Origin of the sequence: Pseudomonas sp. NBRC 111127 (genome assembly GCF_001320345.1) — a bacterium.
In the GTDB taxonomy this organism is placed as follows: domain Bacteria; phylum Pseudomonadota; class Gammaproteobacteria; order Pseudomonadales; family Pseudomonadaceae; genus Aquipseudomonas; species Aquipseudomonas juntendi.
In genome coordinates this window covers 1-19,367 of the sequence record NZ_BCBD01000105.1, presented here as the reverse complement: position 1 = coordinate 19,367, position 19,367 = coordinate 1, and the positions used below count along the sequence as shown (strand labels likewise).

Annotated in this window: 9 protein-coding genes and 7 pseudogenes; all 16 read right to left on the bottom strand. The window is 52.9% G+C overall.

Annotation, left to right across the window (positions count from 1 at the left end; translation table 11 throughout):
- Nucleotides 1-108: 108 nt before the first annotated feature.
- Nucleotides 109-651 (bottom strand): annotated as a pseudogene (locus APH30_RS18280) (IS5 family transposase); the annotation flags it as partial.
- 510 nt (nucleotides 652-1,161) lie between these two features.
- Nucleotides 1,162-1,788, bottom strand: coding sequence for a hypothetical protein (locus tag APH30_RS28840; protein WP_177333750.1), 627 nt, complete (start codon nucleotides 1,786-1,788; stop codon nucleotides 1,162-1,164).
- 242 nt (nucleotides 1,789-2,030) lie between these two features.
- Nucleotides 2,031-3,682 (bottom strand): annotated as a pseudogene (locus APH30_RS29640) (RHS repeat-associated core domain-containing protein); the annotation flags it as partial.
- 346 nt (nucleotides 3,683-4,028) lie between these two features.
- Nucleotides 4,029-4,694, bottom strand: coding sequence for a cytoplasmic protein (locus tag APH30_RS18270; RefSeq protein ID WP_054913371.1), 666 nt, complete (start codon nucleotides 4,692-4,694; stop codon nucleotides 4,029-4,031).
- A 412-nt stretch (nucleotides 4,695-5,106) separates the two neighbouring features.
- Nucleotides 5,107-6,726: pseudogene (locus APH30_RS18265) on the bottom strand (RHS repeat-associated core domain-containing protein); the annotation flags it as partial.
- Nucleotides 6,722-7,192 carry an SMI1/KNR4 family protein gene (locus APH30_RS18260; protein WP_054913370.1) on the bottom strand — a complete coding sequence of 157 codons (471 nt, stop codon included), beginning with the start codon at nucleotides 7,190-7,192 and terminating at the stop codon, nucleotides 6,722-6,724. The pseudogene APH30_RS18265 and the gene APH30_RS18260, both read right to left, overlap by 5 nt.
- Nucleotides 7,193-7,369: 177 nt before the next feature.
- A complete protein-coding gene (locus APH30_RS28160; protein WP_082416209.1) occupies nucleotides 7,370-7,975 on the bottom strand; it encodes a hypothetical protein in 606 nt (201 codons plus the stop codon).
- A 14-nt stretch (nucleotides 7,976-7,989) separates the two neighbouring features.
- Nucleotides 7,990-9,710 (bottom strand): annotated as a pseudogene (locus APH30_RS18250) (RHS repeat-associated core domain-containing protein); the annotation flags it as partial.
- Nucleotides 9,711-9,991: 281 nt separating this feature from the next.
- Nucleotides 9,992-10,402: an immunity 22 family protein gene (locus tag APH30_RS18245; RefSeq protein ID WP_054913368.1), complete on the bottom strand. Its 411-nt coding sequence runs from the start codon at nucleotides 10,400-10,402 to the stop codon at nucleotides 9,992-9,994.
- Nucleotides 10,403-10,459: 57 nt separating this feature from the next.
- Nucleotides 10,460-10,804, bottom strand: a complete 345-nt coding sequence (locus APH30_RS28835; RefSeq protein ID WP_156326543.1) for a hypothetical protein — start codon at nucleotides 10,802-10,804, stop codon at nucleotides 10,460-10,462.
- Between the two features lie 15 nt (nucleotides 10,805-10,819).
- A pseudogene (locus tag APH30_RS29635) lies at nucleotides 10,820-12,693 on the bottom strand (RHS repeat-associated core domain-containing protein); the annotation flags it as partial.
- 103 nt (nucleotides 12,694-12,796) lie between these two features.
- Nucleotides 12,797-13,246 carry a hypothetical protein gene (locus APH30_RS28140; protein ID WP_236184457.1) on the bottom strand — a complete coding sequence of 150 codons (450 nt, stop codon included), beginning with the start codon at nucleotides 13,244-13,246 and terminating at the stop codon, nucleotides 12,797-12,799.
- A pseudogene (locus APH30_RS29630) lies at nucleotides 13,239-13,520 on the bottom strand (HNH/ENDO VII family nuclease); the annotation flags it as partial. The gene APH30_RS28140 and the pseudogene APH30_RS29630, both read right to left, overlap by 8 nt.
- A gap of 120 nt (nucleotides 13,521-13,640) precedes the next feature.
- Nucleotides 13,641-16,038: pseudogene (locus APH30_RS29625) on the bottom strand (RHS repeat-associated core domain-containing protein); the annotation flags it as partial.
- A 197-nt stretch (nucleotides 16,039-16,235) separates the two neighbouring features.
- Nucleotides 16,236-16,712, bottom strand: coding sequence for a hypothetical protein (locus tag APH30_RS18215; protein WP_054913366.1), 477 nt, complete (start codon nucleotides 16,710-16,712; stop codon nucleotides 16,236-16,238).
- The coding region (locus APH30_RS18210; RefSeq protein ID WP_177333751.1) for an RHS repeat-associated core domain-containing protein at nucleotides 16,706-19,367 on the bottom strand (2,662 nt) is incomplete at its 5' end. The genes APH30_RS18210 and APH30_RS18215, both read right to left, overlap by 7 nt.

The following is a 19,367-nucleotide window of genomic DNA, read 5'->3' as shown; positions in this document are numbered from 1 at the left end:
TGTTGCTCATCAGTCGAAAATAGGCAGCTTAGGGATGCCGAAAAGCCCGATTTTCAGTCGCTGACTGTTGGATAACCAAGGCAAAGCCTTGGGTATCTGGACTCGCGGACGCACCTCTCCCGCAGCAGGCAATAATTGCCGGCGCACCATCCACAGATTCGACAGGGCAAATAGCGGGGTCAGTTGCGCCGTGTTCTTGGCCAAGCCGCGAAGACGAGTCTTCACATAGACGAACTGGCGTTTAATCACCCGGAACGGGTGCTCCACCATCGCACGCACTTGCGCCTTGGCCTTTTCGATCTTGCGCTTGGCTTGGTAGAGCACGCTGCGTTTGCTCAAGTGTTTGTGGGTGCTGCGGTGGGCAGCGACCTGCCATATCACCTGCCGCCGCTCGTGTTCTGGCCGCTTTTCCACGCCTGTGTAACCCGCATCCGCACACACGACATTCTCTTCGCCATGCAATAGCTGAGCGACCTCCGTCACGTCAGCTACGTTCGCGGCGGTACCATGAACGTAATGCACCAGACCCGATTCAGCATCCGCGCCGATGTGGGCCTTCATGCCGAAATAATACTGGTTGTCCTTCTTCGTTTGATGCATTTCAGGATCGCGCTTGCCTTCCTTGTTCTTGGTCGAACTGGGCGGGCGTAGCGCTCGCCGCCATAATCGCGGCTGGCGACCACGCGATGGTCAGCGTTGTACTGCACTTCCAGCTCGCGGCCGAGCACGTCGGTGGCCCAGCTGGTGCGGCTATCGAGGTCGTAGCGAAGTGGCCACCTTCGGTCCAGGCCTGTGGCAGTGCTGCCGAAGAGGTGGCGCCCTTCCGATGAAAACGCAATTTCTGAATTGACGATTTAAAGAGACATCGGGGCTTTCGCCCCGAAATATTACCTAACATGTTATTAAAGAACTATGGACACCTGCAAAACACAACTCTAGCAAGTTCAAACAAACCATAGCGAAAGTCAGAACCACCCAAGACCTATTATTTGAAAATTATATTTTGTGAATGCGGGATTCTACACAACTTAATATATTCTAGCAGGCATTCACGACCAGCCACTGCCAATCCAAACTCAATAAGATTTATCAACAAAAAACCCTGTAAATATGGCGCTCTATATTTAAGGCCCTACAAATAGCCACGCATCACTTCTACAACTAAACCTTGTAAATATATATTCTTGAATCTTTACTGCAAAAATATAAGCCAACCACGTTTTCGCCATTTCGCTCAATGAATATCTCTGTGCCAGGAGCACTATTGCTCGCATATACAATCATAGATGTTATCGTTGCTGCCTCATACCTATACTCATAACAACAATATTCACCATCGTCTTCCACGCGGCATGATATATTTGGGACTCCATTCTCAAATATAACCCCAGACGCCCTAATAGCATTTTCATCATCGTCGAAACGAATTGAATAAGTAGATTGCCCCTCCACCTGATATATCTCAGTTTCTATCACAGTCGAGTCCACACCATATATATCGGACCTATAAAAACCATATCGCTCAGAGCAATAAAACTTAAAGCAATTTTTTTTATTCTTGGGCTCAGCATTGAGAATGGGAGAGGGAGTAACCCCACCTAATTCAAGACCATAAGGCAATATAGAAAAACTTGGCCCCCTGGACCATTTTACGTCTTCACTTATTATGCGCTGCACGCCCGCACTTTCAGAAAGATCCATATCAAGCTTAGATTTTAGAATCTCAAGCAAACCCTTAAACTTATCAGGAATCACCGCTACCTCCTGGTTGCTTGTAGGCATTTCCATGTATGCCAGCTCCCTTATGTGGCGTCGCTAGTGTTCCCGGAACTCTAGCAGATTCTGTATTTGGCAACCAAATGCCATTCTTCCTATTATTGATATCGATCCCCAGTTCTTTCATTTGCTTTCTCAAGGCTATCATTCTGGCGTCTTTTGAGTTGGACATTATAATGCGATGCGCGTCAGACTGCCCTCCACCTACCGGTTTGCTACCGAGGCTGTCTGCAAGTTTTTTTCGCATCAGACCCACAGGATAGCCCAAGTGGTTCCAACCATAGGATCGGATTTAGAGCATACCCATAGAGATTCATTCCGCCGTCGATATTCAACGGATCTTGCGTTACGAAACGGCCAACTTGTGGATCATAACATCTAAAACCATTGTAATGCAGCCCTGTCTCAAGATCACAGTATTGACCTTGAAAGCGCATGTGGTGCATAACTTGGTTGACCGTCAGTTGCTCTATCTCCCCCCAAGAATGATATGTCGCCTGCCAACAATCTCACCCTCTCTGTCCGTCAGTTCCAGCGGCGTCCCAATCTGGTCCGTATGGAAGTAATAGACTTCCTGCCCTTCCCCTTCAACTTGACCGACCCGCGCCAACGGTGCATAGCTACCCGGCTCGTACAGGTACAAGATGCTGTGCCCAGGCGTTTCCTCCCTCAGCATCCGCAAGCCTTGCCAGAGAAAACGTTTCTGCTCGGCCTTGCCATTGATTTCAGCCCGCTTGGCAACCCGTCGACCCAGGCTGTCGTACCGGTACTCGCCTTGGCTCTCCAGCTTGCCATTGACCACCGTCTCAGCCCTAACCAGCCGGTTCTCGCAGTCATAGGTAAAGTGCTGCAGCTTGCTGTGCCCCGAGCGCTTCTCGGTCAGGTTACCCCATGGGTCGTAGCGGTACTCCTGATCCCGCCACTGTTTGACGCGGTTGTCCTTGACCTTGTCGAATTGCCGCGCATTGAAGTCCAGGCGGTTGGCTGCCGGATCGTAGCGGAACTCCTCACTGCCGATCAGCGAGCCGGTATCGCGACTGCGCAACTGGCCGTTGGCTTCATATTCGTACTTGATCTCGCCACGCAGCTTGTCCAGCGTACGTACCAGTTCACCGGCCGGGTCGTACTGGTAACGGCGGTGGATCGGGTTGTAGGCGTGCTCGACCAGCAAAGAGGTATTGATGCCGGTGTTGTGCACCTGCGAGAGCTTGTCGGCCGGCAAGGTCGAGGCAAACTGCCAGGCCTTGCGCCCCATGGCGTCATAACCGAAGCAACTGGTGAGCTTGCCCTGGGTGCGGTACACCTCGCGGTGCAGGCTCAACTGGTGCAGGTGAACGCTGCCGTAGTACAGGTGATTCACCTTGCGGCCATCCGGCAGGGTCAGCGTGGTCAGGTTGCTGAGCGGGTCGTACTCGTAGCCAAGCGTGCCGTCAGGGCTGATTTCTTTGGTCAGACGGCCGAGCAGATCGTAGGTGTACTCCAGCTTTTCTTCTGTGATCCCAAGCTGCTTGCCGATCCCGGTTGGTTGCCGTTCGATGCTCAGCAAGCGGTCACCGTCGTCGTATGCGAATGTCTGGCTCGCATCACGATTGATCTTGGCGACCAAGCGGCCAATGGCATCACGCTCGAACAGCGTATGGCGCTCTGGCCGTTCGGCATTGTCGCCATAGCCAATCTCATCCAGTCGTGTGAGATGGCCACCGACGTTGTAGCTGAAACGTCGGGTCAGGTTATCTACCCGCACTTCTTCGCTCAGCCGGTCCGAAGCGTCGTAGGCAAAGCTGTACGTGGCGCTGTTTTCGTTGACCAGCGCTGTCAGGCGAATGGCCTTCTCGTACTCGTAGCGAACCCGCTGGCCCTTAGCATCCTGGCGGCTGCTCGGCAGGCCACGGGCGGTGCGCATCAGGCGGGTGGTCTGGCCCTTGCCGTCGGTGTGGCTGAGTACGTGACCGTAGACGTTGTGGAAACACTAGCGGCTGTCGATTTCGCCCTAGAAGCGAAGCATCCCTTTAAAAAGCGAATTAACAAAGTCGGCACCCGGTTCTGCTCCAATGATGTTAAAGATCGTTCGCCGGGAACCAAAGACCCCTGCCGAAAAAATCACTATTTCCGCATCTAAAATATGCGCCAGATGCATCAACACAACAGAAACTAAAACTTAAAATTCATGCATCTATATTCACCCGCGCATGCCAAGCAAACAAAGAAACACTAAAAATCACTACACACGCATCAAAACTACCTTTCAAATGTCAATCGTCTTCAAAGAGCTCCTTGACGTCTTCATCCCCCATCTGCTCGTATGGAGGCAATCCTATAGAATCGTCTTCCGATATTTTTTGCTCATTCTCATTAACATCTATGCTTTTCAAGTCATATGGAGCAGTTCCGAACACAAATTTCAACCCGTCCACTTTCTCATCATTTTGCCCTTTCGCATTACCAACCACACACCACTCCCCCTCCCCCATTTCCAACAACGAAAAAGTATCCAATATAGCTGGGAATTTTTTTATTTTATTTATGACAGATAGACCTTCACTGGGCGAAGCAGCTGTTTCGGAGTAAATTTCAGATACATAACCTAATTCAATCTTCTTTATCAGCCTCGCAAACCCATATAATTTCTTATCAACCTTGAAGGCAACAACATCACCTGCAGAGTACTTGACAGCTTTATTTTTGCGCACTTGAACATCCTCATAATCATCTGAACTGGTGTGCAGTTCATGAAACAAGCCGGGACCATTAACTTTAAGAGACAATTCAACCATATACCGTACCTCATCAATTGTCGGCCGCCGCCCCAAAGATTCGAGATATATTTCCTGCAGCTCCTCCAACAGATTCCCAATCCGATCCATGGGAATATCGCCAATAATCAATTCAGTTTGATTTGGTGCATTCCACCACCCCATCGTTTAAACCCCTCAGCAGGCTATGGAGCTCGACATTGATTTTTCCGCCGAGACTTGATGTTTTCGCATTGAAGCTACTTTCAAAGTACTGCTCGCGAGTTGCGGATCTCATCTTACTCTGATGGTCGTACGAATTAATCTTATTACCTCTATTAGTGTCAGATATAGCCTCACCTACAACACCAGTTTTGGTACCGTGATGCTCGATGTAAGCTTGCTCGTAACCTCGCGCTTGCCCATAAGTGCCATTACGATCAAGGACCTTCATCTTTCCACCATTCAGTCTGCCACTAGCAATATGCTCACCACGGCGCCTGGTTACGTTATCGGTAAATCCAATGTAGTAAGGATCTTTAGCCCCTTTATCATAAAGCGCGTAAACAAAATAGCCAGGAGCAGTTTCTGCCACCCATCCTAAAGGGTCGACCCAAGCAACAGGATTGGGGGCATGTAAGTAGAGATTAAATCCACCGTCAATTCCAATTGGGTCCTGAGAAATATACCTCCCATCAGTAGAGTCATAATAACGGAAGGTATTGTAGTGCAAAGCCGATTCTTCATCCAAGTACTGCCCCTGAAACCGAAGGTTCTGCTCGACCTCACCGATAACTAGTTGCTCTAATGCTCCCCACGAACGATACCTCGCCTGCCAAACGACCGTGCCCTCGCTGTCCGTCAACTCCAGCGGCGTACCAATCTGGTCTGTATGGAAGTAATAGACCTTCTGCCCTTCCCATTCAACCTGATCAACCCGCGCCAACGGCGCATAGCTACCCGGCTCGTACAGGTACAAGATGCTGTGCCCACGCTTTTCCTCCCTCAGCATCCGCAAGCCTTGCCAGAGAAAGCGCTTCTGTTCCACCTCGCCGTTGATTTCAGCCCACTTGGCCACCCGCCGCCCAAGGCTGTCGTAACGGTACTCGCCTCGGCTTGCCAGCTTGCCATTGAACAACGTCTCCGCCAGCACCAGCCGGTTCTCGCAGTCGTAGCTGAAGCTTTGCAGCTTGCTATGCCCCGAGCGCTTCTCGATCAGGTTGCCCCACGCGTCGTAGCGGTACTCTTGATCCCGCCACTGCCTGATCCGGTTGTCCTTGACCTTGTCAAACTGACGCGCATTGAAGTCTAGGCGGTTGGCTGCCGGGTCATAGCGGAACTCTTCGCTGCCCACCAGCGAGCCGGTATCACGGCTGCGCAACTGGCCATTGGCTTCATACTCGTACTTGATCTCGCCACGTAGCTTGTCCAGCGTACGCACCAGTTCACCGGCAGGGTCGTACTGGTAACGGCGGTGGATCGGGTTGTAGGCGTGCTCGACCACCAAAGAGGTGTTGATGCCGGTGTTGTGCACTTGCGAGAGCTTGTCGGCCGGCAAGGTCGAGGCAAACTGCCAGGCCTTGCGCCCCATGGCGTCATAACCGAAGCAACTGGTGAGCTTGCCCTGGGTGCGGTACACCTCGCGGTGCAGGTCATCGCGCTCCATGTCGCTGATCACCTGGCCGTCCAGGTTCAACTGGTGCAGGTGGCCACTGCCGTAATACAGGTGATTGACCTTACGCCCATCCGGCAGGGTCAGCGTGGTGAGGTTGCTGAGCGGGTCGTACTCGTAGCTGAGCGTGCCGTCGGAAGTGATTTCTTGGGTCAGACAGCCGAGCAGATCGTAGGCGTACTCAAGCTTTTCTTCCGTTATCCCAAGCTGCTTGCCGATCCCGGTTGGTTGCCGTTCGATGCTCAGCAAGCGGTCACCGTCGTCGTATGCGAATGTCTGCGTTGCATCGCTGTTGATCTTGGCGATCAAGCGGCCAATGGCATCACGCTCGAACAGCGTATGGCGCTCGGGCCGTTCGGCATTCTCGCCATAGCCAATCTCATCCAGTCGCGTCAGATGGCCACCGACGTTGTAGCTGAAACGTCGGGTCAGGTTATCTACCCGCACTTATTCGCTCAGCCGGTCTGAAGCGTCGTAGCCAAAGCTGTACGTAGCGTTGTTTTCGTTGACCAGCGCGGTCAGGCGAATGGCCTTGTCGTACTTAAAGCTCCCTAATCGCTTGTCTAATCGAGGCCACAAAAAAATCCTCGAAACTTTGATAAATTACATTTTTTTCCTTGGTTCGCTTGAACGATAGCTGAGTTTCAACAATGACGGGCTCGCCAGTAGCTCCGAGAGTCGAGACATCTATGGAGTATATCAGACCATAGCCAGAAGCTTTCACTACAATCATCGATTCATTTGCATCGCCATCAGCTCTAGCACTGTTTGTGGCATAAGCCACGTTAGGAACAGAAGTTGCACCAATACCGCTCTTGGTTATGCCATAGTAAGTGTCACCCGCAAACGACAGCGCACCATATTTCTTCAAAAACTGTTTGTAAGATAATGGAAAATTAACACCAAGAGCTTTCTCGTAGTCTGCTATCGCTTCATTCGATGCCCCCCCAGCGTATGCGGGGTCTTCCACGCTGGCGTTGATTTCAGATTCTATGATATCTATATAGCTCATCTTGCGTTATCCAAAGCTGCTTGCCGATCCCGGTTGTAGGTGGCGTTGTTTTCGTTGAACAGCGCGGTCAGGTGCTGCGCTTTGTCATGCTAGCAGCGAATCCACTGGCTCTCGGCGTGCTGGCGGCTGTTCACGCGAACTACACTGCAACCGTGAGGCTTGGACCTTGCATTTACGTCAAGGAAATCGCTGCTCTTCATAACCATTAGGGAAGAAATTTTTTATACTCACCAACTCGCCGGAATCATATTCAAAGCTCACTTCAAAGTCACTAAATGCAGATTCAGTATGCTCTTTTTGCCGAACGTGTATTTTTTCTAGGCGTTTATCAGCGTAGACATAATTTGACTCACTGCACCCGTACTGCCCCCAGTTTATATCTTTCACCACCGCTCCCTCTTCAAGCAATGAAATCGAAATATTTCTAAGCTTTCCAGCACTGGTAAAATGGACCCGCTCAATACATCCGCCGCCATAGCAGTAGAATTCCTTATTGATGATGCTTTCAGACTGTCCATAAATCTCCAAAAAGATCACTTTATCATGCTCATCCAAATGATACACATGAGTATTTTTTGTATGAGATGGAATTTTTCTCAAAGCTTTCCCTTTTTTAAATCCGGCCCGCTCGATTTCATATGGACTGACGTTATATAGCGCCCCCTTGCTTATCACTATTCGTCTCGACCTGCATAAAGCCTCAGACAACAAAGAAGACAGGACCTCCTCTGTTCGCGGTTCAATTTCTAGATATTTTCGTTCAAGATATTTTAAATCATGCATGCTTTTGATCCTGCCTAGAATATTCCACGGGCAATTTCAGAGTTGATCTTGTTCAACTCAGTCAAGAAGTCACTACTGTTATTTATATCGACCAAGCGATCAAAGACCTTCTGCTTATAAGCATTGGTGTGAATGCTTGCATGATTGGGCAAGGTGCTGCCTGGAGGAAGCTTAACTTTACTATACGAGGGTAAGAAAATGCCATTTTCCGCACCATTGATATCTATCCTCAAGCGCTCCATTTTAGTTTGAAGCGCCACCATTCTAACATCGCTCGAGTTGGACATGACAATATGGTGCGCCGAGTTCTTAAACGCGGGCTCGGACTTACTCGCCGCCACCATATTAGCCCTAAGTGCTTTAGCATCAGTCGATGCATGTCAATCCCCAAGGATCAGTCCATATCATAGGATTCACTGCGTACTAATATAGATTCAAACTACCCGCTAGCCCGATCGGGTCTTGAGTAATAAAGCGGCCTGATTCAGAATCATGATATCGGTAGGTATTGTAGTTAAGCCCCGTTTCGCCATCGAAGTACTGACCCTGAAAGCGTAAGTTCTGCGTAATCTTACTAGCAGGCAGTTGCTCTAGCGCCCCCCAAGAAAGATACGTAGTCTGCCAAACAATCTTGCCCTCACTATCCGTCAACTCCGACGGCATACCAATCTGATCCGTATGGAAGTAATAGACCTTCTGCCCTCCCCCTTCAACCTGATCAACCCGCGCCAACGGCGCATAGCTACCCGGCTCGTAAAGGTACAGGATGTTCTGCCCAGGCGTTTCCTCCTGCAGCATCCGTAAGCCTTGCCACAGAAAGTGTTTCAGTTCGACTTCATCATTGATCTCAGCCCGCTTGGCCACCCGCCGCCCAAGGCTGTCGTAACGGTACTCGCCTAGGCTTGTCAGCTTGCCATTGACCAACGTCTCCGCCCGCACCAGCCGGTTCTCGCAGTCGTAGCTGAAGCCCTGCAGCTTGCTGTGCCCCGAGCGCTTCTCGATCAAGTTGCCCCACGCGTCGTAGCGGTACTCTTGATCCCGCCACTGCCTGATCCGGTTGTCCTTGACCTTGTCAAACTGACGCGCATTGAAGTCCAACCGGTTGGCCGCCGGGTCATAACGAAACTCTTTACTGCCCACCAGCGAGCCGGTATCACGGCTGCGCAACTGGCCATTGGCCTCATACTCGTACTTGATCTCGCCACGTAGCTTGTCCAGCGTACGCACCAGTTCACCGGAAGGGTCGTACTGGTGACGGCGGTGGATCGGGTTGTAGGCGTGCTCGACCAGCAACGACGTGTTGATGCCGGTGTTGTGCACCTGCGACAGCTTGTCGGCTGGCAAGGTCGAGGCAAACTGCCAGGCCTTGCGCCCCCATGGCGTCATAACCGAAGCAACTGGTGAGCTTGCCCTGGGTGCGGTACACCTCGCGGTGCAGGTCATCGCGCTCCATGTCGCTGATCACCTGGCCGTCCAGGTTCAACTGGTGCAGGTGACCGCTGCCGTAATACAGGTGATTAACCTTGCGCCCATCCGGCAACGTCAGCGTGGTCAGGTTGCTGAGCGGGTCGTACTCGTAGGCTAGCGTCCCATCGGGGGTGATTTCTTTCGTTAGCCGGCCTAGCAGATCGTAGGTGTATTCCAGCTTTTCTTCCATGATCCCGGTTGGTTGCCGCTCGATGCTCAGCAGCCGGTCGCCGGTGTCGTATTCGAAATCCTGTCGAGCATCGCGGTTGGTCGAGGACATTCTCAATACGCTGCAGCGGTACTTCGGTGATGGTGTCCGGTACTTCGCCTTAGTAGAGGAACAATTTATCGAGGGTCTACAGGATGTAGTGGCCGCCCTCGGTGCACACCAGGTACACCTGCTTGTGCGGGTTGTCGATACATCCAACAACACATGCATTAGGGCTTTAAATTAAAATACATGACCGCACATCCGAAATTAGATCCGATCACTAAAAAATCTGGCACTGAACGCCAACCGCAAGCTCATCGAGACCTATGCCGAGCTTGTCATTCACCCTCATATAATCCCACATACTTCAAGCCATTATAATTCGACTTTAGAGGCTTGGAAATATCCGTACCACTATCGGAATACCAAAAAATTGCATTAGCCTTAGTAATACCAAGCCTAAAACACTCCGCCTTTAAATCTTCAATACAACTAGAATCAACCGCAGACTCAATCAAGATTTCATCTAGACTCACCTCCACCGCTTTCCTTGGTATAATCCCTATGAAATCCTCGTCGTACCATCTCACGCCAATATCCCTGCAAAACCCACAAACTTTGTATGCTGGATCATCCAAATCCACAGAATAGTCCAACTCAAAATACTGCAGATAGTCATCCTCCGAAGAGAAACTTATACCTACCCAAACATGAACTTTTTCATGCCGTTCAATATCATAAGATCCCATTTAGCATGCTCCTAGTTTCATGTGCTTGCCGTGATGTGAATCGATCACGCTAAGCGCTTAAGATTTGCTTTGCGCGCCATTCAAATCTTTGATTAAATTATTATGGAATAGCCTTCCCGCTCTACTACCATGGTGCGGACCGTCCGGCCCAGGATTACCATGTTTGTCTGTTACACCCACAAAAGTAATATCTTTAGTCGGCACCATCATTTCCTTGAGCTCCTGAGCGGTAAAGCCAAGTTCTTTTGCCTTCGCCGCTATAGAGACAGGAAACATTTCATGCTTACCTCTCGGGCTCCGAAGGGCAGCTTCTACAGATTTTTTGTTATCAACAATATCTTGAACTGAGGCCCTATTGAACCAGCTATCAAAACCATTTTTCTCCCAAGGCACCCAACCCAAAGGGTCAACTCACATAGTCGGCGCCAGCACATAGACATATAAATTAGCACCGCCTCTGACACCAATTGGATCCTGAGTGATAAATCGCCCAGTTCCTGGGTCGTAAAACCTAAAGGTATTGTAATTTAGGCTCGATTCGTAATCAAAATACTGACCTTGGAATCGTATGTTCTGCTCTACTCCATTGATCGTTAGCTGCTCCATCTCCCCCCCCCAAGAACGATACGTCGCCTGCCAAACGACCTTGCCGTCGCTATCCGTCAGCTCCAGCGGCGTGCCAATTTGGTCTGTATGGAAATAGTAGAGCTTCTGCCCTTCCGCTTCCGCCTGGTCAACTCGCGCCAACGGCGCATAGCTACCCGGCTCGTAAAGGTACAGGATGTTCTGCCCAGGCGTTTCCTCCCGCAGCATCCGCAAGCCTTGCCAGAGGAAGCGCTTCTGCTCTACCTCGCCATTCATTTCAGCCTGTTTGGCTATTCGCCTCCCCAAGCTGTCGTACCGGTACTCGCCTTGGCTATCCAGCTTGCCATTGACCAACGTCTCCGCCCGCACCAGCCGGTTCTCGCAGTCGTAGCTGAAGCTTTGCAGCTTGCTATGCCCCGAGCGCTTCTCGATCAGGTTGCCCCACGGGTCGTAGCGGTACTCCTGATCCCGCCACTGTTTGATGCGGTTGTCCTTGACCTTGGCAAACTGCCGCGCATTGAAGTCCAACCGGTTGGCTGCCGGGTCATAACGAAACTCTTCGCTGCCCACCAGCGAGCCGGTATCACGGCTGCGCAACTGGCCATTGGCTTCATACTCGTACTTGATCTCGCCACGTAGCTTGTCCAGCGTACGCACCAGTTCACCGGCCGGGTCGTACTGGTAACGGCGGTGGATCGGGTTGTAAGCGTGCTCGACCAGCAACGACGTGTTGATGCCGGTGTTATGCACCTGCGAGAGCTTGTCTGCCGGCAAGGTCGAGGCAAACTGCCAGGCTTTGCGCCCCATGGCGTCATAACCGAAGCAACTGGTGAGCTTGCCTGGGTGCGGTACACCTCGCGGTGCAGGTCATCGCGCTCCATGTCGCTGATCACCTGGCCGTCCAGGTTCAACTGGTGCAAATGACCGCTGCGGTAGTACAGGTGGTTGACCTTGCGGCCATCCGGCAGGGTCAGCGTGGTCAGGTTGCTGAGCGGGTCGTACTCGTAGCTGAGCGTGCCTTCAGGGGTGATTTCTTGGGTCAGACGGCCGAGCAGATCGTAGGTGTACTCAAGCTTTTCTTCCGTGATCCCAAGCTGCTTGCCGATCCCGGTTGGTTGCCGCTCGATGCTCAGCAATCGGTCACCGTCGTCGTATGCGAATGTCTGGCTCGCATCACGGTTGATCTTGGCAACCAGACGGCCAATGGCATCACGCTCGAACAGCGTACGGCGCTCGGGCCGCTCGGCCTTCTCGCCATAGCCAATCTCATCCAGTCGCGTCAGATGGCCACCGACGTTGTAGCTGAAACGCCGGGGCAGGTTATCCACCCGCACTTCTTCGCTTAGCCGGTCCGAAGCGTCGTAGGCAAAGCTGTACGTGGCGTTGTTTTCGTTGACCAGCGCGGTCAGGCGCATGGCTTTGTCGTCCTCTTAGCAAACCCGCTGGCCCTTGGCATCCTGGCGGCTGCTCGGCAGGCCACGGGCCGTGCGCATCAGGCGGGTGGTCTGGCCCTTGCCGTCGGTGTGGCTGAACACTTGGCCGTAGATGTTGTCAGTGAAATTCTCCTTGATCTATTTCGGAAGAGCGATGCGTAGAACTTCACCGTCCGGCTTGTACTCCAGACAGGTGGTTTAGTTCGGCGCACCGGTCACTGATACCAGATACCGGCGCTCGTCGTAGCGGTAGTAATTACTCTTATCAGAACAGCCTCGACGGAGACCTCCAATTGCGCCATCATACATATTTATCAATCAAAACGATTAGAGGTATAAAAACTATACCCCATAATAATATCTATCAACATAAGAGTCAGCCCAGTTCAAAATAAAACTCAATGAAACTATTGAAGTTGCCCCACTGCGGGCGAAGTCGCCCCGCTTTGAAAGCTTCCAACCTCTCACCAAGGGAAATTTCAAGCACCTCTCCGGTCCTGGAATTATAGTAATATCCACTTTCACCCTCAAAGCTATCCAAGGGTATGTAATCAAGACTCAGGCCTAGGGTGTCATGGGTGCGTTTCAGCGCGAGATCAAACTTGGTATTTTTAGAGAACCAACCAAGCTGATAGAGTTCATGTCCTCCCGAGGAAAATGTGGGGCCATCTTCAGCATGCAAGTAGAATTCAGCACAATCCGATCCTACATCAATTCCTAATTTAACTAGTTCAGCCTCGTAATCTGCGCTAGCATCATCATACCACCAGCCCTTTTGGCGGCAAAAATTTTTAACTTTATCCGATAACATATTTGAATTATCCACAAGTTAATTTACTTGAACGAATATTTTTTTCTGCCTGCGCTCTCGACATCCAGTAACTCTCTCTGTCGCCATTAAAGATAGCGCGATCTACTGGATTATGTGGATGCTGCCCCGGCAGATGAGGGTGAAGCGCGTTTGTCCTTCCGTATGTCTGATGCGTATCTGCTGATAACTCAAAGAGCGACCCAAGTGCATCCTGCTTAGAGTGATGCAAATTAAGCTGAGAGTAACTACCGTTCTTCACCACAAAAGGGCTTTTACCCTCCGACGCTAAATCAAGATTTGTTTTGATACCTTCGCGAGTATTAACTGGCAAATCCCAGTCAATTTTCTGCTGAAAAACGGTGTGAGTGCTACCGGACGGAGCGGTGAACGTTGAGCTCGTGAAGAAGCCTGCCAAGCCATAAGGGTCTATCCAGCTTATCGAGTTCACAGCATAACGATAGAGATTGAACCCTCCTGCCAATCCAATCGGATCTTGGGTAACAAACCGCCCTATACCGGCATCGTAGTATCTAAATGTATTGTAGATTAAATTTGATTCGTCATCAAAATATTGCCCCTGGAACCTCAGATTCTGCTCGACTTCATTGACCGCCAGCTGCTCAATCGTTCCCCAAGACCGATAGGTCGCCTGCCAAACGATCCTGCCGTCACTGTCCGTCAACTCCAACGGCGTGCCAATCTGGTCAGTATGGAAGTAATAAAGCTTCTGCGCTTCCCCTTCAGCTTGATCAACCCGCGCCAACGGCGCATAGCTACCCGGCTCGTACAGGTACAAGATGCTGTGCCCAGGCGTTTCCTCCCGCAGCATCCGCAAGCCTTGCCAGAGGAAGCGCTTCTGTTCGACCTCGCCGTTGATTTCAGCCCGCTTGGCCACCCGCCGCCCAAGGCTGTCGTAACGGTACTCGCCTCGGCTTGCCAGCTTGCCATTGACCAGCGTCTCCGCTCGCACCAGCCGGTTCTCGCAGTCGTAGCTGAAGCTCTGCAGCTTGCTGTGCCCCGAGCGCCTCTCAATCAGGTTGCCCCACGGGTCGTAACGGTACTCCTGATCCCGCCACTGTTTGATGCGGTTGTCCTTGACCTTGGCAAACTGCCGCGCATTGAAGTCCAGGCGTTTGGCTGCCGGGTCGTAGCGGAATTCCTCGCTGCCGATCAAGGAGCCAGTATCACGACTGCGCAACTGGCCGTTGGCTTCGTATTCGTACTTGATCTCACCGCGTAGCTTGTCGAGGGTACGCACCAGTTCACCGGCCGGGTCGTACTGGTAACGGCGGTGGATCGGGTTGTAGGCGTGCTCGACCAGCAAAGAGGTGTTGATGCCGGTGTTGTGCACTTGCGAGAGCTTGTCGGCCGGCAAGGTCGAGGCAAACTGCCAGGCCTTGCGCCCCATGGCGTCATAACCGAAGCAACTGGTGAGCTTGCCCTGGGTGCGGTACACCTCGCGGTGCAGGTCATCGCGCTCCATGTCGCTGATCACCTGGCCGTCCAGGTTCAACTGGTGCAGGTGGCCACTGCCGTAATACAGGTGATTGAACCTTACGCCCATCCGGCAGGGTCAGCGTGGTGAGGTTGCTGAGCGGGTCGTACTCGTAGCTGAGCGTGCCGTCGGAAGTGATTTCTTGGGTCAGACAGCCTAGCAGATCGTAGGCGTACTCAAGCTTTTCTTCCGTGATCCCAAGCTGCTTGCCGATCCCGGTTGGTTGCCGTTCGATGCTCAGCAAGCGGTCACCGTCGTCGTATGCGAATGTCTGGCTCGCATCACGATTGATCTTGGCGACCAAACGGCCAATGGCATCACGCTCGAACAGCGTATGGCGCTCTGGCCGTTCGGCATTCTCGCCATAGCCAATCTCATCCAGTCATGTGAGATGGCCACCGACGTTGTAGCTGAAACGTCGGGTCAGGTTATCTACCCGCACTTCTTCGCTCAGCCGGTCCGAAACGTCGTAGGCAAAGCTGTACGTGGCATTGTTTTCGTTGACCAGCGCGGTCAGGCGAATGGCCTTGTCATACTCGTAGCGAACCCGCTGGCCCTTGGCATCCTGACGGCTGCTCGGCAGGCCACGGGCCGTGCGCATCAGGCGGGTGGTCTGGCCCTTGCCGTCGGTGTGGCTGAGCACCTGACCGTAGGCGTTGTAGGTGAAGGTTTCCGTGGTGCCGTCCGGGTGGCTGATACGCAGCACTTCGCCGTCGGGCTTGCGCTCCAGTGTGGTGGTCTGGTTCAGCGCGTCCGTTACCGCGACCAGGTGCTGGCGCTCGTCATAGCGGTAGTACGTGCTCTTGCCCGAGCAATCCTGGTAACGCTCGACCTGGGCCCGGGTGTTCCACCACAGGTACTTGGACTTGTAGGTCGCATCGATGATGGTGTGCGGCAGGCCGTCATCGCTGTTCAGGTACTCGGTCATCTGGCCGAGGGCATCGATTTCGGCGAGCAGGTTGCCCTTGTCGTCGTAGCGCGCCTGCCAGGTGCTGCCATCCGGGTAGCTGACCTGGGTCACCAGCGTGGTCAGGTGGTGATATTCGTAGGTGGTCTTGCGGCCGAGTGGATCGGTTTCTTCGAGCAGGCGGGAGAATTCGTCGTACTTGAATTGCAGGCGGTTACCGTCCGGCAATGTCAGACCAACCATGTTGCCGTGTTCGTCCAGCTCGATGGCGTAGCGCTCGCCGCCATAATCGCGGCTGGCGACCACGCGGTGGTCAGCGTTGTACTGCACTTCCAGCTCGCGGCCGAGCACGTCGGTGGCCCAGATGGTGGGTGCGCCGAGGGTTTCCCAGCGGTAGTGGCCACCCTCGGTGGAGACCTGTGGCAGTGCTGCCAAAGAGGTGGCGCCCTTCCTATGAAAGACGCAATTTCTGAATTAGCGATTTATAGAGACATCGGAGCTTTCGCCTTGAAATATTAGCTAATATGTTATCAAAGAACTACAGACACCCTGCAAAACACAACAGCGAACTCAAACAAAACCAATCATAGCGACAGTCAGTGCTAGCCAAGACCTGTCAACTTGATTATTTGGTCAGTATATTTTTTTGCATGTGGAATTCTACACAATTTAATATATTCCAGCAGGCATTCATGACCAGACATCGCCAATGCAAACTCAATAAGATTGGTCAGTAAAAAACCTTGTGAATACTTCCCAACCGAAAGAGTTTTACTTCTTTCGTCGCCAGAAGGTTCTGCGCCAACGGGATACTCTTGGTCGTCCTCTTCATCTGAAAGCGCCTGAAACTTAGAAAGAGAATACCGCTTTATAAGATCCATTTGGCTTGTCAATATAAACATCAAGTCATCAACATCAACCTTTGCCTTTACAATCTTAGTAGAGTCTAGACGAGCGAACACTTCCGCATATTCCGACTCAACCTCAATACCTGTAGCGTCGACTAGCTCCGCAAGTAACTCCCTATAAGCAGACGACCCAACTATATTCTCCGCCAATGAACCGTCATTGATTACCATACATCAACTCCTTTAATTATCCTAATCAAGTCAGACCCTACGTGCCTAAACTGGTCGACAGCCTCATGCTCCCAGGGAGTAAGCGCGAGCAAATTTGAGGAATCATGTACACCCGCCCCGCCCACTCGCTGAGGAATATCATTATGGTGAAGTTCTAATGCGTACTCTCTAAAAGATAGCTTATCGGTCTTTCGCGAAATAACCTCAACTGTCATTTTGGGCGCTTTCCCCTCAGCCATACGCACAAGGTTTGCGGGCGAATAGGCGCGAGTAGGTGCTTTGGCCTCAGCTTTCCAATAGTTTTTTCGAGCAGTACTCCAACATTCCCATCCCCACGGGTCGATCCATCCTGCCGGATTCTGACCATAGCGATAAAGATTTAGCCCGCCATCTAAACCAATAGGATCTTGAGTGACATAACGTCCCACTCCAGAATCATAATATCGGAAGGTATTATAGTGCAGTCCTGTTTCAGCATCAAAGTACTGACCTGGGAAGCGCAGATTCTGCTCGACCTGATTGACGGCCAGATTCTCAATCGCACCCCAAGAACGATACGTCGCGTGCCAAACGACCGTGCCCTCGCTGTCCGTCAACTCCAACGGCGTGCCAATCTGGTCAGTATGGAAGTAATAAAGCTTCTGCGCTTCCCCTTCAGCTTGATCAACCCGCGCCAACGGCGCATAGCTACCCGGCTCGTACAGGTACAAGATGCTGTGCCCAGGCGTTTCCTCCCGCAGCATCCGCAAGCCTTGCCAGAGGAAGCGCTTCTGTTCGACCTCGCCGTTGATTTCAGCCCGCTTGGCCACCCGCCGCCCAAGGCTGTCGTAACGGTACTCGCCTCGGCTTGCCAGCTTGCCATTGACCAGCGTCTCCGCTCGCACCAGCCGGTTCTCGCAGTCGTAGCTGAAGCTCTGCAGCTTGCTGTGCCCCGAGCGCTTCTCGATCAGGTTGCCCCACGGGTCGTAGCGGTACTCCTGATCCCGCCACTGTTTGATCCGGTTGTCCTTGACCTTGTCGAACTGCCGCGCATTGAAGTCCAACCGGTTGGCTGCCGGGTCGTAGCGGAATTCCTCGCTGCCGATCAAGGAGCCAGTATCACGACTGCGCAACTGGCTGTTGGCTTCGTATTCGTACTTGATCTCACCGCGTAGCTTGTCGAGGGTACGTACCAGTTCACCGGCCGGGTCGTACTGGTAACGGCGGTGGATCGGGTTGTAGGCGTGCTCAACCAGCAAAGAGGTATTGATGCCGGTGTTGTGCACCTGCGACAGCTTGTCAGCCGGCAAGGTCGAGGCAAACTGCCAGGCCTTGCGCCCCATGGCGTCATAACCGAAGCAACTGGTGAGCTTGCCCTGGGTGCGGTACACCTCGCGGTGCAGGTCATCGCGCTCCATGTCACTGATGACCTGGCCGTCCAGGTTCAGCTGGTGCAGGTGCCCGCTGCCGTAGTACAGGTGGTTGACCTTGCGGCCATCCGGCAGGGTCAGCGTGGTCAGGTTGCTGAGCGGGTCGTACTCGTAGGCTAGCGTCCCATCGGGGGTGATTTCTTTCGTTAGCCGGCCTAGCAGATCGTAGGTGTACTCCAGCTTTTCTTCTGTGATCCCAAGCTGCTTGCCGATCCCGGTCGGTTGCCGCTCGATGCTCAGCAACCGGTCGCCGTCGTCGTAGACGAAGTCTTGCCGCGCATCGCTATTGAGCTTGGCAATCAAACGGCCAATGGCATCACGCTCAAAGAGCGTATGGCGCTCTGGCCGCTCGGCATTCTCGCCATAGCCAATCTCATCCAGTCGTGTGAGATGGCCACCGACGTTGTAGCTGAAACGCCGGGTCAGGTTATCCACCCGCACTTCTTCGCTCAGCCGGTCCGACACGTCGTAGGCAAAGCTGTACGTGGCATTGTTTTCGTTGACCAGCGCGGTCAGGCGAATGGCCTTGTCATACTCGTAGCGAACCCGCTGGCCCTTGGCATCCTGGCGGCTGCTCGGCAGGCCGCGGGCCGTGCGTATCAGGCGGGTGGTCTGGCCCTTGCCGTCGGTGTGGCTGAGCACCTGACCGTAGGCGTTGTAGGTGAAGGTTTCCGTGGTGCCGTCCGGGTGGCTGATGCGCAGCACTTCGCCGTCGGGCTTGCGTTCCAGCGTGGTGGTCTGGTTCAGCGCGTCGGTCACCGCAACGAGGTGCTGGCGCTCGTCGTAGCGATAATACGTGCTCTTGCCTGAGCAATCCTGGTAACGCTCGACCTGGGCCAGGGTGTTCCACCACAGGTACTTGGACTTGTAGGTCGCATCGATGATGGTGTGCGGCAGGCCGTCATCGCTGTTCAGGTACTCGGTCATCTGGCCGAGGGCATCGAATTCGGCGAGCAGGTTGCCCTTGTCGTCGTAGCGCGCTCGCCAGGTGCTGCCGTCCGGGTAGCTGACCTGGGTCACCAGTGTAGTCAGGTGATGATATTCGTAGGTGGTCTTGCGGCCGAGTGGGTCGGTCTCTTCGAGCAGGCGGGAGAACTCGTCGTACTTGAATTGCAGGCGGTTACCGTCCGGCAATGTCAGACCAACCATGTTGCCGTGTTCGTCCAGCTCGATGACGTAACGTTCGCCGCCATAATCACGGCTGGCGACCACGCGGTGGTCCGCGTTGTACTGCACTTCCAGCTCG